General features: G+C 57.2%; 8 protein-coding genes, 6 tRNA genes and 1 rRNA gene. All 15 read left to right on the top strand.

What is annotated here, in order from left to right; translation table 11 throughout:
• A 23S ribosomal RNA gene (locus ACFO3S_RS24845) occupies positions 1-228 on the top strand; the annotation flags it as partial.
• Between the two features lie 170 nt (positions 229-398).
• Positions 399-475 (top strand) — tRNA-Met (locus ACFO3S_RS24840).
• A gap of 17 nt (positions 476-492) precedes the next feature.
• Positions 493-568: transfer RNA gene (locus ACFO3S_RS24835), tRNA-Val, on the top strand.
• A gap of 13 nt (positions 569-581) precedes the next feature.
• A tRNA-Asp gene (locus tag ACFO3S_RS24830) sits at positions 582-658 on the top strand.
• 47 nt (positions 659-705) lie between these two features.
• Positions 706-781, top strand: a tRNA-Phe gene (locus ACFO3S_RS24825).
• Between the two features lie 62 nt (positions 782-843).
• Positions 844-927 (top strand) — tRNA-Tyr (locus ACFO3S_RS24820).
• 6 nt (positions 928-933) lie between these two features.
• Positions 934-1,009 (top strand) — tRNA-Lys (locus tag ACFO3S_RS24815).
• A gap of 178 nt (positions 1,010-1,187) precedes the next feature.
• Positions 1,188-3,806 (top strand): zinc-binding metallopeptidase family protein, encoded by a 2,619-nt coding sequence (locus tag ACFO3S_RS24810; protein ID WP_378101602.1) that lies wholly within the window; start codon positions 1,188-1,190, stop codon positions 3,804-3,806.
• Positions 3,807-3,950: 144 nt separating this feature from the next.
• A complete protein-coding gene (locus ACFO3S_RS24805) occupies positions 3,951-4,898 on the top strand; it encodes an MraY family glycosyltransferase (protein WP_378101600.1) in 948 nt (315 codons plus the stop codon).
• 69 nt (positions 4,899-4,967) lie between these two features.
• Positions 4,968-6,059, top strand: coding sequence for a PucR family transcriptional regulator (locus ACFO3S_RS24800; RefSeq protein ID WP_378101597.1), 1,092 nt, complete (start codon positions 4,968-4,970; stop codon positions 6,057-6,059).
• 91 nt (positions 6,060-6,150) lie between these two features.
• Positions 6,151-7,272 (top strand): ABC transporter ATP-binding protein, encoded by a 1,122-nt coding sequence (locus ACFO3S_RS24795; RefSeq protein ID WP_378101595.1) that lies wholly within the window; start codon positions 6,151-6,153, stop codon positions 7,270-7,272.
• 252 nt (positions 7,273-7,524) lie between these two features.
• The gene (hprK, locus tag ACFO3S_RS24790) at positions 7,525-8,457 is read left to right on the top strand and encodes an HPr(Ser) kinase/phosphatase (RefSeq protein WP_378101592.1); all 933 of its coding nucleotides are present in this window, start codon (positions 7,525-7,527) and stop codon (positions 8,455-8,457) included.
• Between the two features lie 17 nt (positions 8,458-8,474).
• Positions 8,475-9,512, top strand: coding sequence for a prolipoprotein diacylglyceryl transferase (lgt, locus tag ACFO3S_RS24785; RefSeq protein ID WP_378101589.1), 1,038 nt, complete (start codon positions 8,475-8,477; stop codon positions 9,510-9,512).
• The gene (gene ppaX / locus ACFO3S_RS24780) at positions 9,436-10,143 is read left to right on the top strand and encodes a pyrophosphatase PpaX (RefSeq protein WP_378101587.1); all 708 of its coding nucleotides are present in this window, start codon (positions 9,436-9,438) and stop codon (positions 10,141-10,143) included. Before lgt ends, ppaX begins: the two co-directional genes overlap by 77 nt.
• Before the next feature lie 2 nt (positions 10,144-10,145).
• Positions 10,146-10,619, top strand: a complete 474-nt coding sequence (locus ACFO3S_RS24775; protein WP_378101585.1) for an acyltransferase — start codon at positions 10,146-10,148, stop codon at positions 10,617-10,619.
• Positions 10,620-10,779 lie beyond the last annotated feature (160 nt).

Here is a 10,779-nt window from a genome sequence, read left to right as displayed (position 1 = left end):
GACCGGGATGGACGCACCGCTGGTGTACCAGTTGTTCCGCCAGGAGCACCGCTGGGTAGCCAAGTGCGGAAGGGATAAGCGCTGAAAGCATCTAAGCGCGAAGCCTGCCTCAAGATGAGATTTCCCAATTCGTAAGACCCCTGGAAGAACACCAGGTTGATAGGCTCGGGGTGGAAGCGCGGCAACGTGTGGAGCTGACGAGTACTAATCGGTCGAGGGCTTATCCTAAGCGGATTGGCCTAGCAAGGCAATTCACCTTCTTCTTCGCGCGGAGACCGGCTTCTTGGCCGCGTCGACGACAACGTTTGGTTCGCATCCGGTTTTCAAGGCGCAAGCCTTGTCTGCATAATGAGGAATGGATGTCGGTTCTCAGAGCTTTGGAACCGAGCACCCGATATGGCGGCGTAGCTCAGCTGGCTAGAGCATTCGGTTCATACCCGGAGGGTCGGGGGTTCAAGTCCCTTCGCCGCTACCAACTTTATCATGTCCCATGGAGGCTTAGCTCAGCTGGGAGAGCATCTGCCTTACAAGCAGAGGGTCGGGGGTTCGATCCCCTCAGCCTCCACCATTTTATCTCGCGCGGAGCCGTGGTGTAGAGGCCTAACATGCCTGCCTGTCACGCAGGAGACCGCGGGTTCGAATCCCGTCGGCTCCGCCATTTTCATTCCGATTTCGCATCAGATTCCCTTGATCGGGAGCAAGTAAGGCTCGATAGCTCAGCTGGTAGAGCAGAGGACTGAAAATCCTCGTGTCGGCGGTTCGATTCCGTCTCGAGCCACCATTCGTTTTATCCGGTATTGGCAAGCCCATCTCAGGTGCGTGTTCTACCGGCGGGTCATTCATGGAGGGTTAGCGAAGTGGCCAAACGCGGGAGACTGTAAATCTCTTCCTTCGGGTTCGGTGGTTCGAATCCATCACCCTCCACCATTGCCCGAGCCATTAGCTCAGTTGGTAGAGCACCTGACTTTTAATCAGGGTGTCGTAGGTTCGAGTCCTACATGGCTCACCAGTTTTTGAATCGGCAGCAGACGTCTAGGCGTCTGCTTTTTTGATGATTCAGAAAGGATCAAATTCGCTATCCTTATCTGAATCCCCTCCGACATAAACGTTATCCCGCCGATCCTAAGGACGGCGTAAGCCGTTTATGCTTGGGTTCAAATCCGACTTGCGATCATGGAGGAATTCTGATGAGCTTGAAGACGGGCAAGTACGTAATTGCATTCATTTCCTTGACGCTTATCGCCAGTCTGATGAATGCGCTTCCGACAGCGAAGGCGTCCGTTCGCTTGGACAGCTTCAGCGTCATCGAGGAGTGGGCCGGGAAGGCGTATCAGGGCAGGCAGGCGGGAACGCCGGGGTATGCTAAGACCGTCGACGATCTGGAGCAACGAATGCGCGAGGTCGGAATGCTCCCGGTTCTCGATGAGGAGCAATATCGCCAGAGCTACGAGGCGGGCACCGCGACCTTGAAGAAGGAGAAGGTAGCCCTGAACAAGACTTCGCTGAAGCTGATGAAGGATTATATGCCCTATGCCAGATCGGCTTCCGGAGCTTACGCTTTTCGCAGCGCGTTTTACGCAGGGGCTGGCTTGGCCAAGGATTACAAGTCGAAGGTCGAAGGGCTCGTTCTGTTCCGCTGGAACGACAGGGACGGAAAGTTTCCGGAAGGAATTCAGGACCGGATTCAACGGGCGGTGGCGCAAGGAGCGAAAGGCGTCGCGGTCATTGCGGACGGCGAGCTGAAAATCGGCAATTACGAGCATCCGCTGAGTGCCGAACAGCTGAAGGTGCCGGTCATCTACATATCGGAAAAAACGGCCGAACGGGCCGGAGTTCCCAGCGGCTATACTCCGGCCGTACTGAATAAGACGGAGTTTCAAATCGATCTCTCTATCGAACGGTCTGTTACACAGGCCGACAACCTGGTCGGCGTTATCCCGGGCAAGTCCGAAGAGAAGGCCATTCTATGGGTGACCAACATCGACGGCTTCGGCAGCCTCCCGGACGGAACATGGTATGAGAGCGCCAAAGCCGGATCCGCTTCGGCGGCCATGATGCTTGATCTCGCTCGTTATTATAAGGACCATGCGCCCGAGTACACGATGATCTTCGCTTTTGTCGGAAGCAAGTGGAAGGGGCAGGAAGGGATCGAAGCGCTGGCGGACAAGCTCAGCTTTGACCGCATTGCGTGCACGGTCGATCTCTATGCCATGGGAGGAACGGGGCAGCTGGACGAGCTGTACGTCAACTACATGGACCCTTCGTTCGAGGCTTTCGCCAAAGCGGTGACGAGAACCCCGATCCGCAACGTGGATCCGGGCAACGCCTTGTCTTCCGTGCTCCGCAAGAAGACCAATCGGCTTCTTCTCGTCCGGGACCGGGATACGTGGGTGGACGACTCTTCCGCGGATAAGGCCGCGAGCCTTTCACGGGCCCGCTACGCGAGCGGCGTGGAATCGCTCCTCGCTCTGTCCGGGCGCATCGCCCAAAGAATCGGGGAGGAAGAACGGGTTTCTTTCGATTATTCCAAGCTTCCGGTTTCCAAGGCGGCGTTTCAAAATTCGAAGCTGACGCTTCACCGGATCGATACCCGCTATTTTCACGTCTACGCCGACGATGTCTATCTTTCCCGGATCACCGCCGAGGTGCTTGAAGAAATGGACTCCATCTACAGGAGGGTGGCGAAGTATAACTACTATCCCCAACCGCAGGCCAAAGTGAACGCGCTGTTCATGGAGGACGGGAACGCCGCCGCGGTCCTTTCGGGAAGAAAGGATTTGGAGAACCGATCGGAAGAAGCGGGAGGAGGATTCGCCAATCTCAAGGACGGCCAAATGTACATCTACATGAGGAGCGGTCCGATCTACGAGACGATCGCGCACGAGCTGAATCACGCTCTGGCTTCGGCGAACGCCTATGCCGGCGACCGCTTCGAGCTTCAGGAGTGGCAGGGACAAAGCCATTTTGTTCGGTATTCGGAGCCAAGAGGAACGTATTCGAATGATATTCGGGCCACGATCCGCCGCAGCTTCCTGGAGCACCATGAGGTGCCCAAGCTTAGGCAGCTTGTTTCCGATTACAAGACTGCGATCGACTGGTCCTGGTACACGAAGGACGCGCCCAATCCGGACGGCCATCTCTATACCTATTATGTGATGGGCTCGATGTACGCCTTTCTGGAGGACCAGTACGGAGAAAAGGCGGCCCGGCGGGCGATGTATCGAAATTATTTGAACGTGGCCGACATTCAGAACAACCTTGTCAGAGAAACCGGACTGTCGGTGAACGCGTTTATGGACAAATGGAGCGGCTGGATGCTGCATTCGGGGACTTCTGTCGCGGCTGTGGAGCCGATTGTCCGCGAGTCCGGCAATACCGCCTTCGACTATATGCTGCTCTATACGAATCCCGATCGGCGGGAAGACGGGGGCGAAGCCGGCGGCAGCCCGGCAGGCGACGGAGAGACGATCACGAACGGGACGGTCCGCTATGCGCTTAGCGTTCAGAGCGGAGATCTGCACATAACGGCGTTGAATCTGTACAAGACGAAGGACGGGGCGAAGGTGGACATTTCCTATGAAAGCGGGAAAAACCGTTCCGTTAGTCTGTTCGACCCGCCGGACGGAGACCGGATCATGCTGCACCGGGACAAAGCCATCGTGCCCGGGAAAGGCAAAGTCACGATTACGCTGAACGAGGAGCAGGTCCGAATCGTTCGGAGCGCGCAGATTATGACGCTGCGCTTCGGAGAAGGCGAAGACTTTGCGGTGATCGAGGGCGCAGAATTCGAGAAGCTATTGAAATAACTCAACGGAAGAACGAATCGAAGGCGGTTGCCGATCGGTTCGTTCTTTTTTTCTCCGCTTGTCGACAGGCGAACAGGGGGTGTTTTGGACCGGTTTTGGGAAAAGTAAGGGAAACCGCCGATCAACCGATCAGGAGGATTCCCGATGATCTATCTTTACGCGCTTGGTCTGTCCTTTCTCCTCGTTCTCATGACGGTGCCTGCCGTAAGGGCGCTCGCGCTTAAAATCGGGTTCGTGGATCGGCCCTCCAAACGGAAGGTGCATTCGAAGCCCGTCCCGCTCAGCGGAGGATTGGCCATCTACTTGGGAGTCATCGCAGTCGTCTGGGCGTGTCTCGGCGTCGGCCCGCTGCTGGGCGCGCTGGCGCTCGGGGGCGGGCTGCTCGTCGCGATCGGCCTGGTCGACGACGCGTACAAGTCTTACGGCAAGGAGTTTCCGGTCTGGCCCAGACTGATCGCTTACCTCGGCGTGTCGATGATTCCGTCCGCGTTCGGGATCTCGATCGCCGGCATTTCCGTCCCCGCCCGTTCGTCGATGATTTTATTCCCGCCGGGGTGGGCCGTGTTTTTCACGCTGCTGTGGGTGTTCGCTCTTATCAATATGCTGAACTTCATCGACGGAATCGACGGGCTTGCTTCCGGCGTTACCGCGATTTCCTCCATGACGCTGTTCGCCGCTTCGCTGATTTTCTCCCGGGACGACACGGCGATCGTGGCGGTAGCTCTCTCGGGAGCGTGCCTGGCTTTCCTCGCCTATAACTTCCACCCTGCCCGTATTTTCATGGGGGACGCGGGAGCGACTTTTCTAGGGTACTCGCTTGCGGTCACGGCCGTAGACGGCACTCTCAAGGGAGCGACGCTGCTCTCGATATCCGTCCCCATGCTGGCGCTCGGCGTGCCCATTCTGGATACGATGATCGTCTTCTCGCGCAGGCTGCTCGAGGGCAAAGGGCTGCACCGGGCCGATAACCTGCACACCCATCACAGTCTGATGAAGTGGGGACTGACCCAGGTTCAGACGGTAAGCTTCCTATATTTAATCGCGGCGGTGTTCTCGCTGCTGTCTATCGTCGTTCTGCTCCTCCTGCGATGAGTGCTCCTTCAGTGCGTCAAATATGGTACAATGACGCATATCGCTATCTACTGACAAGGGGCTTCAACGATGAACAAAACCAAGCTGCAGGAGCTGAGCAAGCTGCTGAATGCGCCGGTGACCGCGAAGGTGCTGACGGGAGACGAGTGGGAGAAGGCTGGCGGGGCGAAGCATCCCGAAGTCGGAGACGCCATCGAGGCGAATGGCGGATGCTTGGTGATCGCGCGGGTTAACGGGTCCGAGCTGCACGGCGTGGAGATTGCGTCTTCCCTGACCCCGCTCGAGAAGCGGCTTCTCGGCTGGGCGGTCCGGCAGGGGAGCATGAGGCCGGTCTCCGCGGCTTCCGATCTGGAGCGGCAGGCCAGGCGGTTCGGAGAATGGATTCAGCAGTCGGTGGCTGCAGGGGAGTGGCGGGCGGAGGTGCCCGACCGCATGGAGCTGCGCAATCGGTTGTTCGAGGGAATGGTGCCCTTCCTTCTTTCGTGCGAGCAGGAGGAGGACAAGGAGCCGTCGTACAGCGAGCTGGACAAGACGATTCGCACTTATATTTCGGACGAGACCTTGCTCATCCCGCTGCGGGAGCATGAATGGCTGGTGCTGACCAGCGACAGCGTGCTGTCCGAGGCGGACGCGGACGGGGACGAGGAGATCGGGCACGAGGAGACGAAGGAGCTGCTCGCCTCTCTGGCGGAGGGACTGCACGAGCTGATCACGAGCGAATGGGGCGGAGAGTGCCACATCGCCGTGGGCGAGCCGATCGTCCCGTCGGAGAACGTCGTGCGCATCGTGGCCACGCTGAGGGAGACGATCTTCCTCGGACGCAAGTTCCATGTGGGCATGCAGATACACCTGCCGTGGCTCGTGCATCTCGAGAGGCTGCTCAGCGGCATTCCCGAGACGGTGCGCTCGCGGTTCGTCGAAGAGATGATGGGCCGGCCCGATCTGTTCACCGATTCGGAGACGGTCGCGACGCTCGACGCGTTCTTCTCGATGGACTGCAACGTCAGCGAGACCGCCAAGAAATTGTTCATCCACCGCAACACGCTGCTGTACCGGCTGGATAAGATCAAACACGAGGCCGGGCTGGACGTGCGTTCGTTCAACGATGCGGTGCTTGTACGGATTTTATTGCTATTGTACAAAGTCACGAAAAGGAAATGAATTTTTTGTACGCTTTGTGCATAGTCATCCGGCCCGCCCGTAAGGTAAGATAGGAATGTACCTTCAAACGAAGTTTAGGGGGAAATGCACAATGGCAGGCGTACGTTTAGAAAGCGTGTATAAAAAATACCCAGGTTCCGACAAAGCATCGGTTACCGACTTCAATCTGGACATCCAGGACAAAGAGTTTCTCGTTCTCGTAGGTCCTTCCGGCTGCGGGAAATCGACCACGCTGCGGATGATCGCAGGTCTTGAGGAGATTTCCGAAGGCAAGCTGTACATCGGCGATCGCGTCGTGAACGACGTTGCGCCGAAAGATCGCGACATTGCAATGGTTTTCCAATCCTACGCTCTGTATCCTCATATGAACGTGTATCAGAACATGGCGTTCGGTCTGAAGCTGCGTAAGTTCCGTAAGGACGAGATCGACCGTCGCGTCCGCGAAGCGGCGCGCACGCTGGAAATCGAGCACTTGCTCGACCGCAAGCCGAAAGCTCTCTCCGGTGGTCAACGTCAACGGGTTGCCTTGGGCCGCGCAATCGTTCGCGAACCTCAAGTGTTCCTGATGGACGAACCGCTTTCCAACTTGGATGCCAAGCTGCGTACTCAGATGCGCGCTAACATCTCCAAGCTGATGAAACGTCTTGAGACGACTTGTATCTACGTTACCCACGACCAGACGGAAGCGATGACGATGGGCGATCGGATCGTCGTAATGAAGGACGGCTTCATTCAGCAAGCGGCTACGCCGGACGTGCTGTACAACCATCCGATCAACCTGTTCGTTGCCGGCTTCATCGGCGCTCCTGCGATGAACTTCGTTACCGGACAGCTGGTGGAAGAAGGCGGCTCCGTACGGTTCCGCGCAACGGGCTTCAACGTCGAAATTCCGGAAGGCAAAACGAAAGTGCTTCGCGCAAAAGGCTACATCGGCCGTGAAGTTATTCTCGGAGTGCGTCCGGAGGACCTGCACGAAGAGCCGGTATTCATCGAAGCATCCCCGAACTCCGTTGTTAACGCGACGATCGAGGTTGCCGAGAATCTGGGTCACGAGCAGTACCTGTACCTGAACGGTCTGGGCAAAGAAAACGTCATCGCTCGTGTGGACGGACGCTCCGGCCTGCGCGAGAACCAAAACGTTAAGCTCGCGATCGACATGAACAAGATTCACATTTTTGATGTGGAATCCGAACTGAACGTATTCGAGAACTAATATCCGCTTGGGCTCTGACCGCTCGGCCATCGGCCGGGCGGTTTTTTGCGCGTGATGGAGGAAGTATAAGTTCGCTATCCTTATCGGAGTCACCTCCGACCTAAGCGTGATCCCGCCGATCCTTAGGACAGCGTAACCCGTTTATGCTGGATTGAAACCAAGAAATGGGGAACGAGGCGCTGAAAGTATAAATTGATTTGTCCGTTTATTTTCGATACGATAAATAGGGGAATTCAGGAAAGGAGCTGTACGATGGCCAAGAAAGTGAGAGTATCCGAGCTCGTGCAGCAATTTCACCTCGAAATTGTCGCCGGCGAGGACGGATTGCGGCGCACCATTGTTACGGACGATCTCAATCGGCCGGGCCTGGAGATGGCCGGCTATTTCAATTACTATCCCGCGGACCGCGCGCAGATGCTGGGTCGCACGGAGCTTGCGTTCCTAGATACGTTAACTTCGGAAGAACGTCGCGATCGGATGGAGAGATTGTGCCACGAGGAAACGCCATGCATCATCATTACGAGGGGATTGGAAGCTCCGGCGGAATTGGTGGAGATCGCCAACGAGCGCAACTTTCCGGTACTGAGAAGCTCCGTTGCGACGACGATATTGCTTAGCCGGATTACGAATTTTCTGGAGAAAAAGCTGGCGCCTTCCGCGACGATTCACGGCGTTCTCGTCGACGTGTACGGCCTTGGCATGCTCATTACCGGCGGAAGCGGCATCGGCAAGAGCGAGACTGCGCTCGAGCTCGTCAAGCGAGGCCATCGACTGATCGCGGACGATGCGGTCGAAATCCGTCAGACGGCCGACAATCTTCTGTTCGGCTCGTCTCCGGAGCTCATCCGGCATCTGCTTGAAATCCGCGGCCTGGGCATCCTGAACGTCATGACGCTGTTCGGAGCCGGCGCGGTCAAAAATCAGACAAGCATCAGCCTGGTCGTTCGTCTGGAAAACTGGCAGCAAGACAAGCAGTACGATCGTCTGGGGCTGGACGAGGAAACGACCAAGATTATCGAGACCGAGGTTCCCCTCCTTACCGTTCCTGTCCGGCCGGGCCGGAATCTCGCGGTTATTCTGGAAGTGGCGGCGATGAATTATCGCCTGAAGAGAATGGGCTACAACGCAGCTCTGCAATTCACGAATAAGCTCACCGAAGCGATATCCGAGGACGATTACGAATAATCGAGTGGGGGAAAACGATGTTTACGATGTTGCTCAATCCGGTCGCGTTCTCGATTGGAAGCCTTGATGTCCACTGGTATGGCATCATTCTGGGGGCAGCGGCTCTCGCGGGTCTTCTGCTCGCCGTTCAGGAAGGGAAGCGCTTCGGACTGAACGCCGACTTTTTCCTGGATTTGCTGCTGATCGGAGTCCCTTCGTCCATCATTGCGGCCCGCCTGTATTACGTCGCGTTCAAGTGGAGCTATTATCAGCAGCATCCGGTCGAGATTTTCCAAATCTGGAACGGCGGCATCGCCATCTACGGAGCGTTAATCGGCGCGCTGCTCAGCGGCTTCTTCTATATCAGGGCAAAAGGCTACAGCTTCTGGCGAATCGCCGATATTTGCGCCCCCTCCCTGCTGATCGGGCAGATGATCGGGCGGTGGGGCAACTACGTCAATCAGGAAGCCTACGGCGGTGAGGTCGAGGAGTCGTTCTTGCGAGAGACGCTGAACCTCCCGGCTTTTATCGTGAATCAGATGAACGTCGAAGGCGTGTTCCATCATCCGACCTTCCTGTACGAGTCGATGTGGAGCCTTGTCGGCCTCGGGGTTCTGTTCGTGATCAGACGCCGCCGCTTCCTGAAAGCGGGAGAACTGCTGATCACCTATTTTATCTGGTACTCGATTGGACGGTTTTTCATCGAGGCGCTTCGCACCGACAGTCTGGCTTTCCGCGGACCGGAATGGCTGAAGTCGTTCCTGGACGCATTATGGTCGCCGATGACGGCTCTGTTCGAGCAGGGCTACCTGAATCCGGCGGAAGGCAATATTCGCATCTCGCAGCTGCTGGCGCTGCTGCTTGTCGTGGGCGGCATCGTGCTGATCGTCGTGCGGCGCAAGCTGGGGCTGGCTGCCGAGAAGTACGGCGACCCGCTGGTGAACTTCAAGACAGGGAAAACCGCGTCCGAGGCGCATGAAGAAACGGAGAGCAGCAAGAATGACGCCAATTCAAACCAAGCAGACGATGGAGACGGCAAGGACGGGACAGGGGACAATCAGGACCGTTCTGTTTGACCTCGACGGCACGATCATCGATACGAACGAACTGATTATTCAATCCTTCCTGCATTCGCTTAAAGGGCACGTGCCGGAAAGCTTCGGAAGAGCGCAGATCATTCCGTCGATGGGCGAGCCACTTACCGTGCAGATGCAGCATTTCACCGGTCTGGAGGACGTCTCGGCTTTCGTTCGCGCCTACCGGGAATACAACCTCGCCAAGCATGACGAAATGGTGAGCCTGTTCCCCGGGGTCAAGGAAACGATCCGCCTTCTGCGCCGGGAGGGCATTCGGCTCGGCGTCGTCACGACGAAAATGAGGGGAACGACGATTCGAGCGCTGAAGCTTCTGGACATCTATTCGGATATGGATACGCTGGTCACCCTGGACGACGTAGAGCATGCGAAGCCGCATCCCGAGCCGGTCGAGAAGGCGATGGCCGCGCTCGGCGCCCGGCCGTCCGAGACGTTGATGGTCGGAGACAGCTCGGTCGATATGCAGTCGGCGATTCGGGCGGGGGCTGTCCCGGTGGGCGTGGCTTGGTCGCTGAAGGGAGAAGAGCTGCTGCGCAAATCCGGAGCCGTCCATGTCTTGGGGACAATGGACGAGCTGCCGGCTCTGTGCGGAATCGGGAATGAGGGTGCTTAAGGTTGAGGAACGTAGAACGGTATCCGGTGGAAGGGCCGAATGCGTTGTGGCAGGTGTACCGGACGGTATCCCGGTTTAAGGCCGTGCGCAATTTTATTTTTATCCAGCTCGCGCGTTATTGTCCGATTCTGCCGGTCAAAAATTGGATATACAGACGCGTGCTCGGAATGAAGGTGGGACGTCATACGGCGTTCGCGCTCATGGTGATGGTGGACGTCTTCTTCCCCGAACGGATCACGGTCGGAGACAATACGATCATCGGATACAATTCTACGCTTCTGACGCATGAATATTTAATCAAGGAATATCGTCTGGGGGATATTCGAATTGGCGCGAACGTCATGATCGGCGCGAACGTGACGGTGCTGCCCGGAGTGACGATCGGGGACGGCGCCGTGGTCGCGGCCGGCTCGGTCGTTCACAAGGATGTCGCCCCGGGCTCCCGAGTCGGGGGGAATCCTCTTCGCGAGCTCTAAACCCCCTGCGCTTCCAGCCGCTTCGCTACCGGATACGGTACGGGGCGGTTTTTGCCGTTGTGCCGCCGCTTAGCAGGTAAGCCGGTCCAAGCGCGTCATGAGGATTGACGAGGAAGGAAGGCTCATGGTAATATACGACTAATCTCTTTATTTTGGCAGT

This window comes from Cohnella hongkongensis (genome assembly GCF_042654645.1).
Taxonomy (GTDB): Bacteria; Bacillota; Bacilli; order Paenibacillales; family Paenibacillaceae; genus Cohnella; species Cohnella hongkongensis.
Note: the sequence above shows the minus strand (reverse complement) of the source record. Positions and strands in the feature narration are given on the sequence as shown.

Coding starts and splice junctions, on each gene's coding strand:
- hprK (WP_378101592.1), top strand. CDS start 7,525: ATGGCCAAGAAAGTGAGAGTATCCGAGCTCGTGCAGCAATTTCACCTC.
- ACFO3S_RS24805 (WP_378101600.1), top strand. CDS start 3,951: ATGATCTATCTTTACGCGCTTGGTCTGTCCTTTCTCCTCGTTCTCATG.
- ACFO3S_RS24810 (WP_378101602.1), top strand. CDS start 1,188: ATGAGCTTGAAGACGGGCAAGTACGTAATTGCATTCATTTCCTTGACG.
- lgt (WP_378101589.1), top strand. CDS start 8,475: ATGTTTACGATGTTGCTCAATCCGGTCGCGTTCTCGATTGGAAGCCTT.
- ppaX (WP_378101587.1), top strand. CDS start 9,436: ATGACGCCAATTCAAACCAAGCAGACGATGGAGACGGCAAGGACGGGA.
- ACFO3S_RS24800 (WP_378101597.1), top strand. CDS start 4,968: ATGAACAAAACCAAGCTGCAGGAGCTGAGCAAGCTGCTGAATGCGCCG.
- ACFO3S_RS24795 (WP_378101595.1), top strand. CDS start 6,151: ATGGCAGGCGTACGTTTAGAAAGCGTGTATAAAAAATACCCAGGTTCC.